14 protein-coding genes are annotated in these 15389 nt (G+C 71.4%); 8 read left to right on the top strand and 6 right to left on the bottom strand.

The window, feature by feature from the left end; all coding sequences use genetic code 11:
- Nucleotides 1-3: 3 nt before the first annotated feature.
- Nucleotides 4-1887 (bottom strand): P-loop ATPase, Sll1717 family, encoded by a 1884-nt coding sequence (locus tag ACIRR8_RS31055; RefSeq protein ID WP_404071099.1) that lies wholly within the window; start codon nt 1885-1887, stop codon nt 4-6.
- Between the two features lie 129 nt (nt 1888-2016).
- Here ACIRR8_RS31055 and ACIRR8_RS31060 point away from each other — a divergent pair, with 129 nt between their 5' ends.
- The 3 genes from ACIRR8_RS31060 (at nt 2017) to ACIRR8_RS31070 (ending at nt 6361) form a co-directional block, all read left to right on the top strand.
- Nucleotides 2017-3822, top strand: a complete 1806-nt coding sequence (locus ACIRR8_RS31060) for a hypothetical protein (RefSeq protein ID WP_404071100.1) — start codon at nt 2017-2019, stop codon at nt 3820-3822.
- The gene (locus ACIRR8_RS31065; RefSeq protein WP_404071102.1) at nt 3819-4985 is read left to right on the top strand and encodes a serine/threonine-protein kinase; all 1167 of its coding nucleotides are present in this window, start codon (nt 3819-3821) and stop codon (nt 4983-4985) included. Before ACIRR8_RS31060 ends, ACIRR8_RS31065 begins: the two co-directional genes overlap by 4 nt.
- 566 nt (nt 4986-5551) lie before the next feature.
- Entirely contained in the window at nt 5552-6361 is an 810-nt protein-coding gene (locus ACIRR8_RS31070; RefSeq protein WP_404071104.1) for a SigB/SigF/SigG family RNA polymerase sigma factor, read from the top strand.
- Nucleotides 6362-6519: 158 nt separating this feature from the next.
- On the opposite strand, the gene ACIRR8_RS31075 is transcribed toward ACIRR8_RS31070, so the two are convergent.
- The 3 genes from ACIRR8_RS31075 to ACIRR8_RS31085 all read right to left on the bottom strand — a co-directional run bounded on the left by ACIRR8_RS31075 (nt 6520) and on the right by ACIRR8_RS31085 (nt 8459).
- Complete coding sequence (locus ACIRR8_RS31075; protein WP_404071106.1) at nt 6520-7314, bottom strand: SigB/SigF/SigG family RNA polymerase sigma factor; 795 nt, start codon at nt 7312-7314, stop codon at nt 6520-6522.
- A gap of 304 nt (nt 7315-7618) precedes the next feature.
- A complete protein-coding gene (locus tag ACIRR8_RS31080) occupies nt 7619-8092 on the bottom strand; it encodes a DUF5709 domain-containing protein (protein ID WP_404071108.1) in 474 nt (157 codons plus the stop codon).
- A 40-nt stretch (nt 8093-8132) separates the two neighbouring features.
- Entirely contained in the window at nt 8133-8459 is a 327-nt protein-coding gene (locus tag ACIRR8_RS31085) for a plasmid stabilization protein (protein WP_404071109.1), read from the bottom strand.
- A gap of 466 nt (nt 8460-8925) precedes the next feature.
- Here ACIRR8_RS31085 and ACIRR8_RS31090 point away from each other — a divergent pair, with 466 nt between their 5' ends.
- A complete protein-coding gene (locus ACIRR8_RS31090; protein ID WP_404071238.1) occupies nt 8926-9165 on the top strand; it encodes a DUF5133 domain-containing protein in 240 nt (79 codons plus the stop codon).
- Nucleotides 9166-9195: 30 nt separating this feature from the next.
- Here ACIRR8_RS31090 and ACIRR8_RS31095 read toward each other — a convergent pair whose 3' ends face one another.
- Nucleotides 9196-9927 carry an ANTAR domain-containing protein gene (locus ACIRR8_RS31095; protein ID WP_404071111.1) on the bottom strand — a complete coding sequence of 244 codons (732 nt, stop codon included), beginning with the start codon at nt 9925-9927 and terminating at the stop codon, nt 9196-9198.
- Nucleotides 9928-10135: 208 nt separating this feature from the next.
- On the opposite strand from ACIRR8_RS31095, the gene ACIRR8_RS31100 reads away from it, so the two are divergent.
- Nucleotides 10136-10624 (top strand): anti-sigma factor antagonist, encoded by a 489-nt coding sequence (locus ACIRR8_RS31100; protein WP_404071113.1) that lies wholly within the window; start codon nt 10136-10138, stop codon nt 10622-10624.
- A 514-nt stretch (nt 10625-11138) separates the two neighbouring features.
- Nucleotides 11139-11867, top strand: a complete 729-nt coding sequence (locus ACIRR8_RS31105; RefSeq protein ID WP_404071115.1) for a GAF and ANTAR domain-containing protein — start codon at nt 11139-11141, stop codon at nt 11865-11867.
- 176 nt (nt 11868-12043) lie between these two features.
- Here ACIRR8_RS31105 and ACIRR8_RS31110 read toward each other — a convergent pair whose 3' ends face one another.
- The gene (locus ACIRR8_RS31110; protein ID WP_404071117.1) at nt 12044-12871 is read right to left on the bottom strand and encodes a pentapeptide repeat-containing protein; all 828 of its coding nucleotides are present in this window, start codon (nt 12869-12871) and stop codon (nt 12044-12046) included.
- Between the two features lie 148 nt (nt 12872-13019).
- Here ACIRR8_RS31110 and ACIRR8_RS31115 point away from each other — a divergent pair, with 148 nt between their 5' ends.
- Entirely contained in the window at nt 13020-13592 is a 573-nt protein-coding gene (locus ACIRR8_RS31115; RefSeq protein ID WP_404071119.1) for a PadR family transcriptional regulator, read from the top strand.
- 67 nt (nt 13593-13659) lie between these two features.
- Entirely contained in the window at nt 13660-15384 is a 1725-nt protein-coding gene (locus tag ACIRR8_RS31120; RefSeq protein WP_404071121.1) for an acyl-CoA dehydrogenase family protein, read from the top strand.
- Nucleotides 15385-15389: the final 5 nt, after the last annotated feature.

The raw sequence follows: 15389 nt of genomic DNA on the forward strand, positions 1-15389 counted from the left end.
GCCCTAGCCGGACGAGGACGAGCCCCGGCCGCCCCCCACCGCACCCCCGACGGCCCGGAGCAGCAGCCGGGCCTCGTCCGCGAACCCCCGGGTGATCGGCTCGTCCTGGAAGCCGTGGCCCGAGAGCTGGACGGCGATGGCGTCGAAATATCCCGAGGCGGCCAGGACATGGCGGGAGACGTCCACCGAGGAGCCGGCCCGCAGCTCCTCCAGGACCGCACGCGCGTCCCCCAGGACATGGCTGACCTGGGTGTGGACCGCGGCCCGGATGGACTCGGGCAGACCCGCCCGGGCCAGCCGGCGCAGCAGCCGCTCGCAGGACTGGATCACCTGGCCCAGCAGCTGCACCTCCCGGCTGACTCCCAGGCCGACATCGGAGTGCAGCGGCCCGATCGCCGTCCGGCTGCGGCTCTCGACCCGGGTGGGGCTGTACGCGGTGAGCTCGACGGGGCCCTGGCTGCCCAGCGCGGGCCGGAAGCAGGGGTGGACGTGGAATTCGTCCTCGCCGGGCTGCGGCGGCGCCTTCGGCCCGCCCGCGTACACCACGTCGTTGCCGCGCTTCACCCCGAGGAACCCGATGCCGTAGAGAACGGAGATGACCCCGGCCGGAGTGAGGCTGTCGGCGTAGTCCGCGAACTCCTGGCGCAGCCGTTCGGCGCGAGCGGCCAAGCGGGTCTCCAGCGCCTGCCGCATGACGATGTATCCGGTGTTCTCGAACATCGGATACAGCGCGTCCAGGTAGGGATGGTTGACCTGGTACTCGGTCGCGAGGTCGTTGAGTTTCCTGGAGGAGAACCTCTCGGTGGCCGCGATGACGTCGTCCTCGCCGATGAGGCCGTTGTCCCGCTCGTGCGCCGCGTCGCGGCACAGGTTGAGGAACTGGATCGCGTCGCGGGGGCGGGGGAGCGACCGGCGGAAGAGGTAGGCGGTGATCGGCTCCCCGGAGACCTCGGCGGGAAAGAGCTGCCCCCACAGCTGCTCGGCGGAGAGGTCCACCTTCAGCGACGCTCTGGCGCGGGCGAGCGCCAGGTCCTCAAGTCCCCGCTGGTTCCAGGAGATGTGGAGTTCGTCGCTGCGGAACTTGTCGGCGTCGCTGAACCGCAGCGAATCGTAGATGTCCGAACGGACGAAGAGCACGCAGCGCACCGCACCGCCGTACGCTCCGGTGACATGCTTCGCGGCCAGCAGCAGGCCGGTGACGAGGGAGTGGCTGTCCGGGTCGATGGTCCAGCCGTGGTCCACCTTGTCCACCAGGAGGAGCAGGGGCTCGTGCGCCGTCGCGCAGCCCAGCTCCTCGAAGGCGAGCGCGACGCCCCGTTCCAGGACGCCGAGCTGCCGGTCGGCGCGGGCCCCTTCCGGCGCGCCGGCCATCTCGACCGCCGCCTCCACACCGAACGCCTTGAGGGAGAGGCTTGCCGACTGCAGCCCCAGCACCCCGCGCCGCAGCCGGTCGTACAGCCGCTCCTCCCCGGCCTCGCCGTTCGCCTCCAGGAACTTCCGCAGCGCGCGGACGGACGTCGGTGTGCGCCGGCCGTGCGAGGCCCGGGCGTGCGCGACCACCTCCTGGGCGGCCTGCACGGCGAAGAGGTAGCGCCAGATCAGGGACTTGGCTGTGTCCTCGGTGACGCCGACGAGCTCGAACCGGCGGATCTCGTTGCTGGTGGCGTCGTCGGGCGTGATCACGGCGGTGGGGCCGGGATGGCCGCCGGGGCTGACGAGCTGCTGGCAGATCGCGCTCTTGCCCGCCCCCTTCCGGCCGATGATCAATGACTTCCGGCCGGAGAGCGCCTCCCGGTAGGCATAGGTCTCCTGGAACACCGCCGGGCTCAGCAGCCCGACGGTGACATCGTTCTCCGCGTCGTCCTTCCCGAAGGAGAGACGGCTCACTGCACTGCGGTCTTCCAGCACGTTTCCCCCGTGGCGGTGACGGACTTCGGTCAGAGTAATTCCGCGGAGGCCACGTTGTCCGGATAATGAGCCCGGTTCGCATGTGACGAGGGATCTCGGCGGGGGCTCATGAACGAACAGCAGGAATCCGTAAGCGCGTTGGAGGAGTTGCGGGAGGGGCTGCGGGCACTTCGCGCGGCGCACGAACAGAACGCGGAGGCGGTGCGCCGCCTGATCGCCCAGTATCCCGTCCGCGACGCGGCGCTGACCGGATTGAAGGACGAACTGGACGGCCAGAAAGCCGTGTTGGCCGAGGTGCGGCAGGAGGTCGCCGCCATCGCCCGTACGGTGGACAGCATCCATGAGGAGTTCGCCGGCTTCCTGGAGCGCTACGGAAGGCACCAGGCCGTGGCCAACGCCCGTGCGGAACTGAGCCAGTTGACGGTCATCTGGAAGGCGGACTACGCCGACCGGCAGCGCACCCGCAATCTGGCCCGGGGGCTGGTCCACGAGCTGACGGCACAGGCCGTGCGGGACGGGTCGGTGGACCCGGCCGTCATCGACGCCTGTGTCGCCGAGCGCTGGCTGGCGGAGCCGACGTACTGGCTGGCACCGGCCGCGATGGCCGTCGCGGCCCGGCACCGGGGCGACGACGGGCAGGTCTCCCGGGCCACGTCGTACGCCTTCTCCTGCCGCGATCCGGCCAAGTCCAAACTGTTCTTCGCTCTGACCTGGTCCAGGATGGGCCGGCTGAGCGAGGCCGCGTCATGGATGGACCGCTATCTGCGATCGCTCCGGCGCGACGAACTCGGGCCGGAGTTCACGGTCCTGCTCGACGCGATCGCCGATGCGGAACTGGGCCACGAAGCCCTGACGTACGCCTCCGAGACCATGGCGCGATGGTTCCGTGAGGACCCTGCCGCCCTCAGCTGGGGGCCCGCCTCCTCCAGCACCCGGCTCAGGCGCTGGCAGCCCTGGTTGCGCCGGTTCTCCGCGGCCGAGCCGACCGACGGCTTCGCCGCGCTGCGTGAGCTGAGCGGTGGGGGCTGGGACGTCGTCGAGGAGAGCTGGAAGTCGGCGACGGCCGCCAGTGGCGCCGCCCGCTATCTGATGGAGGAGTTCCCCGCGCAGCGGCCGGTGTCCGGCCGCAAGGGCCAGTACACCGACCGAGCCCTCGACCACCTCATCGACCAGCAGGAGCCGGACGAGGCCCGGCTGCGGCGGCGTATGGCGCAGCTCCAGAAGCTGATCGACCAGGACGGGAACACCCAGGCCGTCGTCCTCGGCGACCCCACCCTGGAGGAGGAAACCCTCGACTTCGTGACGCTGCTGGAGCGCGCGGTGTTCGCCCCGGAGAGTCTGTCGCTGGGGCCGCCTGGGCGCCGGTTCGCGCTGAGCTGCGTCTGGGAGAGCGTCCGCGAGGCCACCGCCGCGTTGGCCCTGAGGTCCCGTACGAGCATGCCCGCCACCGTGGTCCTCACGGTCGACGGCTGGTCCTGCGAGGTGCCCACCCACGGATCGGGGCCGCTCGACACCGTCCAGGTGGCCGAGGAGCTCCACGCCTACCAGGAGAGCCGGATCCGCTCGCACGTCGAGTCGGTCGCCCCGAGCTGGGCCCTCACCCTCGGATGCGGTGCTCTCGCCGTGCTCGACGCGGTACTGCTGCTGCCCTTCCTGACCGGGATCGGTTTCGCGCTCTTCCTCCTCCTCGCCGTCGCCCTGGGATGCGGAGCGCTGTGGGGGATCATCCGGGTGCCCGTACGCAGACACGGCCTGCGCGAGGAGGGCGTTCGGCGGCAGGCGGAGAGCGTGCGGCAGCTCAACGAAGCCATGAACCAGGTCCTGACCCTGAGCGCCGAGTGGCGTCACGGCCTGGCGGTGGCGGCGAGGCTGGAGACCTGGTCCCCGGTCGAGCTGGGAGAGGACCACGCATGAGCAACGCCCGGGTGCTGGCCGACGGCCGCTACCGGCTCGACCGCAAGCTCGGCAGCGGCGGAATGGGCGACGTCTGGCTCGCCCACGACAACAAGATGAACCGTTCCGTGGCGGTGAAGCTGCTCGCCCTGGACCGGATGCGCGGCAGCCGCCGCAGGGACGCGCTCACCGAGCAGATGCAGGCGCGGTACGAGAAGGAGTGGCAGTCCATGGCCCGGATCAGCAGCCCCTATGTGGCCGCGATCCACGACCGGGGGCAGGAGGGCGACCAGGCCTACTTCGTGATGGAATGGATCGACGGCGAGTCCCTGGACCACTACGTGGGACCCGGCAGCGTCCTGACCCTCCCGCAGGTCACGCGCTGGTCCGTGCAGATCTGCGAAGGCCTGGCCGACGCCCATGACGCCGACGTCGTCCACCGCGACATCAAGCCGGCGAACATCGTGATCAACGGCAACGGCAACGCCAGGATCGTCGACTTCGGGCTGGCTCGCCTTCTCGACGTCACGGAGACCCATGGCGCCGGCGCCACCTGGCGGTACATCGCCCCCGAGCGCTGCACCGGCGACGACCCCGGAACCCATCTGAGCGACCTGTACTCCCTGGGCTGCGTCATGTACGAGATGCTGACCGGCAACCCGCCCTTCACCAGCCGCCACGGTGACTCCGCGGCGATCGTCACCATGCACCTGCGACAGCGCCCGGTGGACCTCGGCCGAGTCCGGCGGGGCGTCCCCGCCGTCCTCAGCGACCTGGTGATGAGCCTGCTCGCGAAGGACCCGGCGCAACGCCCCCAGCACGCCAGGGCCGTGGCCCGGACGATCCGCGGATCTGTCGAGCACCGCCCGGAACGCCCGGCCGCCGGCACCGAGGTGACGACACCCTCCGCCCTGCCCGCCGCCACCAGCGATCCCATGGACCGGGTCCACACGCAGGAACAGCGGGTACGGGAGCTGCTGTCCGAGCACACGGCGGATCACCCCGACGTGGTGGACGCCCGGTTCCGGCTGGCCGAGCTGACCGGTGACGCGGGGGATCCCCGCGGCGCGGCCGACCTCTACGAAGCCGTGGGCCTGGACTGCGCGGAGTTCTACGGGCCCTACCACTCCCGGGTCCTCGACGCGTACGAGCGCATGGCCCGGTGGATCGCCGCACTCTCCTGATCCGGCCTCAGGCCGCCCCGCACCCCGGAGAGGCCCTCCCCGACGGCGTCCACTTGCGCATGAGTGGGCCCATGGGTGCAGGCCCAGGCCGATCCGGTGCCCGGGGCGAACCTGTCGCGTCCGCCGTGGTCATCTGCCCCAAGGGCCGCCCTCCGCCTCCAGCGTCCCCGGCCGGTCGACGTGCCGGACGACCGTGCGCCCCTCGAACCGCTCGGGTCCGACATGCACCTGGTACGTGGCCGACGAACCGGCCTCGGGCCCATCACCCTGCTCAGGGCGGGAGACCGAGGCCCCGACCACCCGGTCCCCGGTACCGGAACCCGTCCTCCAGGACCGCCCGGACGGCGGGCGGCAGCAACCAGCCCGGCGACCGGTCGGGTGAACGCACCACCCCCGCGTTTTCGCGGTTCCGTGCACCGGGGAAGGCAACGAGGGTGCTTCGGAGGTGAGGCACGCCCCGGTGACGGATGCCGCGCGGGCCGCCCTCCCTGACGAGGGGCCCCGCATCGGCACGTAACCCTCCCGGCGCCATCGATCCCGTACGGCGAGGAGTTGAGCCGCACCCCATGGCCGAGGAAAGCCGGTACGCCGACGACCCCGACACGGCAGCGGACTTCCGTCGCCTCGCGGAGCTGCCCGCCGGCCCCGCCAAGGAGCGGCTGCGCGGGCAGATCATCTGTGCCTGGCTGCCCATGGCCCACCGCCTGGCAGCCCGCTACCGCAATCGGGGCGAGACGCTGGAGGACCTGCGGCAGGTGGCGGCGATCGGTCTCGTCAACGCCGTCGACCGCTACGACCCCGCCATCGGCCGCGCCTTCGCCCCCTTCGCCGTCCCCACCGTCACGGGGGAGATCAAACGGCACTTCCGGGACCGCATGTGGTCGGTCCACGTCCCCCGCCGCGTTCAGAACCTCCGCAACGCCATCCGCCTCGCCGGCTCCGAGCTGGCCGCCATGGGCGTCGCCCCCTCACCCGCACGGATCGCCGAGCACACCGGCCTGACCGAGGACGAGGTACGGCAGGGGAGCGAGGCGCTGCACGGTTTCACCGCTCTGTCCATCGACGTCGAGACGGCCGCCGGAGCGGGGGAGACGCTCCTGGGCGACCGGCTGGGCGCCACGGACGAGGCGTTCGACCTGGTGCTCGACCGCGAGGCGGCGAAGCCCGGCCTCAGCCGGCTGGCCGAGCGCGAGAGACGGGTGCTCTACCTCCGCTTCTTCGCCGGGATGACCCAGAGCGCGATCGCCGCCGAACTCGGCCTCTCCCAGATGCACGTCTCCCGCCTGATCGCCGAATCCTGCCGCCGGGTCCGGGAGGACGCCACATGTGAACCCACCCCGAGCCCAACGCCCTTGAGCCCGGCCCGCCCGAGGTGAGGGGCCCCAACCCTGCGGCCGAGGAGGCGCTCAACGCGTTCCTGCACGGCGAGCGGGAAGGCAGGGGCGAGGAAACCGCGCCCCTGGCCGGCCGGAAGGCCGGCTGGGACCGGTAGCGGTAGGGCCCGTCGTCTACGCGAGCCGGGCGAGGCGTTCTTTCACACGGCCTCCTTCATGGCCCCGGCGCGCACGCGCTCGCAGGACTGGCTGATCAGCCGGGAGACGTGCATCTGGGACATGCCGAGCCGCTCCGCGATGCTGACCTGGGTCATGTCGCGGAAGTACCGCAGATAGAGAACGGTCCGCTCGCGCTCCGGCAGCCTGTGCAGCTCCGGCTTGACGGCCTCGCGGTCGACGGCGACGTCCAGGGCGTGATCGCAGGAGCCCAGCCGGTCGGCCAGGGGGACTCCACCGTCGGCACCGGCCGGTTCGGCATCCAGGGACAGGGCGCTGTAACTCTCCAGGGCCTCCAGGCCGAGCAGCACGTCCTCCTCGGTGAGCCCCGCCTCCGCCCCGATCTCGGCGCAGGTCGGGGCCCGGCCGCCGAGCCGCTGGGCGAGATCGCGGCGCGCGGTGCGGACCCGGTTACGGAGGTCCTGGACCCGGCGGGGCACGTGGACGTCCCAGGTGTGATCACGGAAGTGCCGCTTGATCTCGCCGGTCACGGTCGGCACGGCGTACGTCTCGAAGGCCTTGCCCCGGGAGGGGTCGTAGCGGTCCACCGCCTTCACGAGCCCCATCGCGGCCACCTGGCGCAGGTCGTCCATCGACTCACCCCGGCTGCGGAAGCGGGCGGCCAGCCGGTGGGCCATCGGCAGCCAGGCACAGACGATCTCGTTCCGCAGCGCCTCCCGCCCGGCTCCCTCGGGAAGGGCGCTCAACCTCCGGAACGCGTCGTCCGTGGGCGGGGTGCCCGCATCCGGCACGAACTCAGGGCTAGGTGCAGCCTGCATGGTGGTCACTCCTCGACGGCGAAAAGCTGACGATGCTCGGTCGCCGGGGGAGCGCGCGTAACCGGACAGAGGCAGCCCGGGACTCCCACGGGCGCCTCATGTCCGAAGCACAGTAGAACTTATACCAGCATCAATCCCACCCAAACGGGTGAAAATGGGGTGAGCGGGGTCCGGTGGTCCGGCCACCAACGGCCTTCGCGGTGTATGGCCAGGCCCGAGAGGGGTGTCCACCTCGGCTGAGCCAACCGGGCGGTCGGTACCCGGCGTCCCGTACCGGGCGGTCCGCCGGGTCACGTACGGCGGTTCAGCCCTCCCGGCCTCCGCCGTCCTCCTCGTCGGCCACGTGCACGGCCGCTTCCTCGGCCGACGCGGCCCCGCCGTCGATGCCGACGTCCTCGGCGAAGACATCGGTGTTCCGGCCGGTCGCGTCGTCCGCCGCGGTGAGCCGCCCGGCCCGTGCGTCGCCGTCGATCCGTTCCTCGGGCTCGCCCTCGCCCTCCGCGACATCGCCGATGCCGTCACCGTCGGGCGGCTGGACGTCCGGGACCTCCTGGGCGAGCCGCTGGTCGAGCGATTCGCCCTCCCGCTCCTCCTCGCCCGTGGTGCCGAACCTGTTCACACCCAGCGGACCTTCGGGAGGCGAGTAGCCCTCTTCCATCTGGTCGTCCAGGCCGCGTTCGCCGAGCGTGTTCTCCAGGTCCAGCTCGTCGTTGGGCGGGTCCTGGCCGTCGTCGCTCTGCGGCTGGTACACATCGTCGCCGCGTGCTTGATCGCTCATACGTCCTCCTTCGCATGGGGCTCACCGGCCGCACGGCAGGTCAGCGTCCTAGGGCCTTCCGCAGCTCCGCCTTGTTCATCGAGGAGCGCCCGTCGATGTTCTTCTTCTTCGCCTCGGCGTAGAGCTGGTCCTTGGTAGGGCCCTGCGCGCCCTGGTGGGAGCGTTCACCACCGCGCTCGTAGGCGGACTTCCTGTCCTGCGTCGACGTCCTGCTCGCCGTCCGCGACTCGCCGGATCTGGCCCGCTCCTTGTTCACCGTCCTGGCGGCGATCTCCTTGGCGCGCTTCTCGGAGCTGCCCCGCTCCTCCTGGCTCTTCTTGATGTGCTCGTACTGGCGTTCACGCTTCGCGCTGGACCCAGCAGGCATGAGGTACTCCTCATCCATCTCGATCGGAGTGACGGCCGTTCATCGAAGGAGGGGCAGGCGTCAAGGCCCCGAGCGGCGCCGCGGGCTGCTTTCCCAACCCGTCGGCGCCTCAGTTCCGCGTACGCCGGATACCTTGTAAGGAGGAGTACCCATGGGCCGAAAGGTAAACATGGGGACCGACAAAGCCCTCACGCTTGCATGAACCGTCTGCAGCTGGGCACAGTTGTAGAGCAGAGGTCAGGAAGCGGCCGGCTTTCATCCGTCCGCGTTCCCCCAGGTGAGCCGTGCTGTTACCGGGTCACCCGCCCCCTCTCCCTTCTGTAACCGTATTCCGCATTACCCCGGGCATGCGCGGTGCGCCGCTGATGGCGTTCGGTCGTAGGCCCTCGCCGGTTCGTCCCAGGAATGCTTTCCGCACCCGTTCGGCCTACACGGGTGCCTTGGTATGAGAGAAAGGCAGAGCGCGATGCTGATGGCACACCCCGCGGTACTCGAGGAACTTCTGCGCCGCTACGAGGAACTCCGGGCACAGCACGGACAGGGCGTCGACGGGGTGGCCCGCAGGTTGGAGGACGTGAGCTACACGCTGTGCGTCTCCACCGGCACCCGGGAGATCGCCGCGGCGCTGGTTGCCGCCCGCGAGCAGCTGAGACGGGTGACCCCGGGGCGGGAGATCCCGGTCGTCCCCACCTCGGTCCCCGCCTGAGAGCATCGTCCGGGAGGGGCGGTACGGGCCTCAGGGGCGGGGACGCAACCGGGGCCCGCCCGGCGGCATGCTTCCCGAGATGGATCCGACGAGCTGCGCGCAGAGGTCGCGCAGCTTGACGTTGCGGTGCTGCGACGCGCTGCGCAGGGTCGCCAGCGCCTCTTCGGCGGTGCAGCGGCGCTGGTTCATGATGATGCCCGCCGCCTGGTCGATCACCGTGCGTGACTTCAGGGCGGCCTGGAGGTCCGCAGTGAAGGTCTGCGTGTCGGAGAGCCGCTGGGCCAGCGCGATCGCACCGGTCGCCTGGGCGGCCAGGTCGCGCAGACCGCCGAGATCGGCCTCCTCGAAGCCGTTCACCTTGGGCGAGTACAGATTGAGCGCGCCGGCGGTATGGGAGTGCGCGGCGATCGGCAGCGAGAAGGACGACATCGTCCCGGCGGCGACGGCGAAGGCCGGATAGCCGTTCCACCGGCTCTCCGCCCGCATGTCGACCACGCTGACCTCGTGCCCCTCGCGCAGGGCTTCGAGGCAGGGGCCGTCGTCCTGCCCGTACTGCGCCTCGTCCAGCGGCGGCGCGCTGATCCCGGCGCTGACCACGGTCAGGGGCCGGTGCTGCCGCTCCAGGGTGATACCGCAGCCATCGGCGCCCGGCGCCTGGACCAAAGCGCTCTCCGCCAGCACCTGGAGGAACTCGTCCAGCGTGTCGCTGTCCAGGAGGAGGGAGACGAGGTCGGGCGTTCCGGGCGTGAGGGCGTCGGTCATGGTCGCTCCCCTTTCCGGGCCGGAGCCCTTGCAGCCAGCATGGCACGATACGGGAAACGGCGTCGGGAGCCCCTCGCGGACCGGTCGGCCGACGCGCGCGTGACAAAGAACCGCGCGCCGAGGGGTGTCGGGGGCGCGAGCCGGGGCATGCGCAGAATCATGGGTCAGGAAGCGGCCCTCCTTTTGGCCTGCTTCCACGGAGTACACGATGCCTCTGCTGAGTTACCGCCTGGACGAGTCCCACCTCGTCGTCGAGTTGTGCGACGTCGTCGACCTCGACAACGAGTCGGCGATCGAACAGGAACTGCTGACACTGCTGCCCTGCTGCGGTCCGAGCACGGTCATCGTGGACGTCGTCACCCCCCTGCTCACCCCGCGCGCCCTCGGCGTACTGCTGCGTGTGCGCGGTGAGGCCGGCCAACGCGGCGTGTCGATCGCGGTGGTGGCCAGATACGAGACGACCCGTGAGGTCCTGAGCGCCGCGGCGCTCAACCGGACCCTGCGGGTGGCGTACACCCTCCAAGGCGCCGAACTGCGCAGCCGTGGATGCCGACCGGGCGCCGACGCGCCTCGCAGGGAAGGGCTGCTGGCGCGGCTGGAGCGGCGCATCGCCCCGCCGGACCCGGCCCCGCCCATGGCCCGCGCGGTCGGACCGTACGCCGACACATCCGTCCCACGCTTCCCCGGCAAGGGCTGACGGCGCACAGCGCCCACGGCACACGGCGTCAGACCCCGTACGCCCGGCGGCACTTTCCGGTCGCGTCGGCCCGCGCTTCGCGACGCCGCGCCGACCGTGGCGGCCGAGAGGGCATAATGAAGCGCTGGAGGTCAGGAAGCGGCCCTTGAGATTTCTTCCTGCCTCCGTGGAGTTTCCGTGAACCGCTCTCTCCGTCGTAGTCCTGCCGCCGTGGCCCCCGCCGCCGGTGCTCCGCGCACCGCGTGTACGCCCGCCCCGGCCGCCGCCCGAAGTCGCCCGCCCGCGACCCGGCGCCGCAGAACCATCAGCAGTCCCGTGGCAGCGGCCGGTGGCGCGCCCGCCCTCGCAGGGCTCTCGCCCACCCACGTCTGACCACCCCCGTCGCACGCCCGGAGCCCGTCTCAGGCACCGGTGCGCCGGTGGAGGTTGCCCTGTCCCAGCGGCCTTGGACTGCGCCGCGCCAGCTCTGCCCCGCCCTTTCGGAAGGCGGGTCACCGCCCAGAACGAGATGATCATGACTGACAGGCCCGTGGCTGCGGCGCCGGACACGACCGCGCTGCTCCTGGAGACGAAATCGCTGGACGAGTTCCTCCAGGCACTCGCCCGCAGCGCCCTGGCCCTGGTGGAGACGGCCGACGGATGCGGCATCACGGTGCAGCGGCAGGGCCGGCCCGTCACCGTCTCCAGTGCCGGAGCCTCCGCCACCAAGCTGGACGAGGCCCAGTACGGGCAGGACGACGGCCCGTGTCTCCAGGCGATGCGCACCGGCCTGGAGGTCAGCGTGCCCGACACGCTCCGGGAGAGCCGCTGGGCCGACTACCCCGCCTACGCAGCGGTCTGCGGCGCCCGGTCCTCGCTGTCGCTGCCCATCGCCCCGCACAGCCACACCGCCGGAGCCCTCAACCTGTACGCGCCGGTCCCGGGCGCCTTCGAGCACGCCGACCTGACGGCCCTGCGGCTGCTCACCGCCCAGGCCACCGGCGCCATCGCCCTGGCCCAGCGCATCGCCGACACCGAGGAGTTCGCCGCCGATCTGGAGGCCGCGCTCCAGTCGCGTACGGTCATCGACCAGGCGATCGGCGTGGTCGTCGGCCAGCAGCGCTGCACCCCCGAGAAGGCCTTCGAGGTCCTGCGCACGGCGTCCCAGCACCGCAACGTCAAACTCCGGGTGCTCTGCGCCGAACTGATCGCCAGCATCACGGGCGAGACACCTCCCGAGGCGCGGATCCAGCCCCGGGGGTGAAGTGCCGTCGGGCGGCGGGCGGCACCCCGTGTCAGCCGGCCGGATGCGGTGCGTCGGCGAGCAGCCGGCCCTGCTCACCGTCCACGAGGCCGGCTGCCGGGTCTTCTCCCGCACCCGGAACGAGACGGTTCCGCGCAACCTGGCCTGAACCGGACGCCGCGGCGGGGGGCCGGTGCTCAGGCGGCCCAGTGGACCGGGCGCCGCAGGCCGCCCGGGATCCTGGTGGCCACGTCGCCCCGGGCTGCGTTCAGCTGCGGCTGGGTGAGGAAGAGGGCGCCGGTCAGGTCGGCGCCGGACAGGTTCGCGTCGCGCAGGTCCGCGCCGATCAGGTCGGCGTCGCGCAGATCGGCGCCGGAGAGGTCGGCCGCGATCAGGCAGGCGCCGCGCAGGGTGGCTCCACGCAGCTTCGCGCCGCGCAGCCGGGCGTTGAAGAGGTCGGCGCCCCGGTGGTTCTTCTTCCTGCCGGGGACGGCGGCGCGGGCGAGGTCGCCGGCGCGCAGGAGGTGGGCGTTCACCTCGGAGCGGAGGGCCGGGACGTCGAGTGCGAGGAGCGTCCCGGCGCTCTCCCGGGTCAGTGCGTCCAGCCGGTCGTAGGCGGCGCGCAGGTCGCGGTGGGCCGCCTTGGCCGCCGGCAGGTCCAGGGCCTCTGCGGTGTAGCGGAGCAGCTCGTGCAACTGCCGCACCACGGGGAAGACCTCGTACATCGTGCGGGCCGAACCCGGATCCGTAACCCAGCTGCGGCCGCCGAAGGTGACCTGGGAGACCTTCTGGCCGGCCCCGAAGCAGTCGAACACCGTGCAGCCCTGGTAGCCGCTGTCGCGCAGCCGCTCATGGATGCCGCAGCCGAAGTCCTCCTGGAGGTTGGAGCACGGGGTGCCGGCGGCCTTGTCCGCGGCGAAGTCCGACGAGCGGGCGAAGGGCAGCGCCACGCAGCACAGGCCGAAGCAGTTCCCGCAGTCGGCCTGGAGGCCGGGATGGTCGGCGTGGGCGGTGTGCTGGGACAAGGCGGTGGCTCTCCTGGTACGGCAAGCGGGTGGTGGGGCGCTGAGCCCATTGTCCCCGCGGCCCGCGCGCGGCGGAGGCCGGGTGACCCGTGTCTCAACCGGTCCCGGTGACTTGTCTATGCAACGAGTTGCATAGAAGGATCGCGGTATGGCGCTCGAACACGCGATCCTCGTCTCCCTGCTGGAGAAACCCGGCTCCGGCTATGAGCTGGCCCGGCGGTTCGAGCGGTCCATCGGCTACTTCTGGACCGCCAGCCACCAGCAGATCTACCGCGTCCTGGCCCGGATGGAGGCTGACGGCCGGCTCACCGTCCGCGCGGTCGAGCAGCAGGGCCGGCCGGACAAGAAGGAGTACTCCGTCGCCGGACCCGGCCGCGCCACCCTCGCCGAGTGGCTGCACAAGCCGATCGAGCCCGAGAGCCTGAGGCACGACCTCGCCGTCAAGATCCGCGGCGCCGCCTTCGACGACCCGGCGGCCCTGGTCCGCGAGGTCGAGCGCCACCGCCAGGCCCACCGCGACCGCCTCGCCCACTACCTGGCGGGGGAGGCGCGCGACTTCACCGGACCCGAGGCGCCCGCGGCCCCGGACGCGGGCCAGGAGCTCCAGCACGTCGTGCTGCGCGGCGGCATCGCGTACGAGCGCATGACGATCGCCTGGCTCGACGACGTCCTCGACACCCTCCACCGGCTCACCGGTCCACCGGCGGGCTCCGGCGCCTGACGACGCCGGCCGCCACCCCCGCACCACCGACAGAACCCTCACCCTCCCTCCCGGAAGGCAACCCTCCATGGCTGAGTCCGCGTCCCTCCTCTTCAACCCGCGCACCTACGACCCGCAGCACTTCGACCCGGAGACCCGCAGGCTGCTGCGCGCCACCGTCGACTGGTTCGAGGAGCGCGGCAAGCGCCGGCTGATCGAGGACTACCGCTCCCGCGCCTGGCTGGGCGACTTCCTCGCGTTCTCCGCGGAGGAAGGCCTCTTCGCCACCTTCCTCACCCCGGCCTCCGCCGCCGGGAACGAGGACCGGCGCTGGGACACCGCCCGGATCGCCGCGCTCAACGAGATCTTCGGGTTCTACGGGCTCGACTACTGGTACGCCTGGCAGGTGACCATCCTCGGCCTCGGACCGGTCTGGCAGAGCGAGAACGCCGAGGCCCGCGCGCGGGCGGCCGAACTCCTCTCCCAGGGTGAGGTGTTCGCGTTCGGCCTCTCCGAGAAGACGCACGGCGCCGACATCTACTCCACCGACATGCTGCTGGAGCCGTCCGGCGACGGCGGCTTCCTGGCCTCCGGCTCCAAGTACTACATCGGCAACGGCAACGCCGCCGGTCTCGTCTCCGTCTTCGGCCGCCGCACCGACGTCGAGGGCCCCGACGGCTATGTCTTCTTCGCCGCCGACAGCCGCCACGAGGCGTATCACCTTGTCAAGAACGTCGTCGACTCCTCCAAGTTCGTCAGCGAGTTCCGCCTGGAGAACTACCCGGTGGCGCCCGCCGACATCCTGCACACCGGCCGCGCCGCGTTCGACGCCGCGCTGAACACCGTCAACGTCGGCAAGTTCAACCTCTGCACCGCCTCGATCGGCATCTGCGAGCACGCGATGTACGAGGCCGTCACCCACGCGAGCAACCGCATCCTCTACGGCCGGCCCGTCACCGCCTTCCCGCACGTGCGCCGCGAGCTGACCGACGCCTACGTCCGGCTCGTCGGGATGAAGCTGTTCAGCGACCGCGCCGTCGACTACTTCCGCTCCGCCGGGCCCGACGACCGCCGCTACCTCCTCTTCAACCCGATGACGAAGATGAAGGTGACCACGGAGGGCGAGAAGGTCATCGACCTGATGTGGGACGTCATCGCCGCCAAGGGCTTCGAGAAGGACAACTACTTCGCCCAGGCCGCGATCGAGATCCGGGGCCTGCCGAAGCTGGAGGGCACGGTGCACGTCAACCTCGCCCTGATCCTGAAGTTCATGCGGAACCACCTGCTGAACCCGGCGGAGTACCCGGCCGTCCCCTCCCGCCTGGACGCGGCCGACGACGACTTCCTCTTCCGGCAGGGACCGGCGCGCGGTCTCGGCGCCGTACGGTTCCACGACTGGCGCCCGGCCTTCGACGTATACGCCGAGGTGGCCAACGTCGCCCGCTTCCGCGAACAGGCCGACGCGCTCTGCGCCTTCGTGGAGACCGCCGCGCCCGACGAGGAGCAGAGCCGCGACCTGGACCTCCTCCTCGCCGTCGGCCAGCTCTTCGCCCTCGTCGTCCACGGCCAGCTGATCCTGGAGCAGGCCCGGCTGACCGGCCTGGACGAGAACCTGCTGGACGAGCTGTTCGCCGTTCTCGTACGCGACTTCTCGGCGCACGCCGTCGAGCTGCACGGCAAGGACTCGGCCACGGAGGCACAGCAGGAGTGGGCGCTCGGTGCCGTACGGCGTCCCGTCGTCGACGGTGAGCGGTCGGCGCGGATCTGGGAGCGCGTGGAGTCGCTCTCGGGCGCGTACGAGATGGCCGAGTAGCCGGC

Origin of the sequence: Streptomyces sp. NPDC101178 (assembly GCF_044767965.1) — a bacterium.
Lineage (GTDB): Bacteria > Actinomycetota > Actinomycetes > Streptomycetales > Streptomycetaceae > Streptomyces.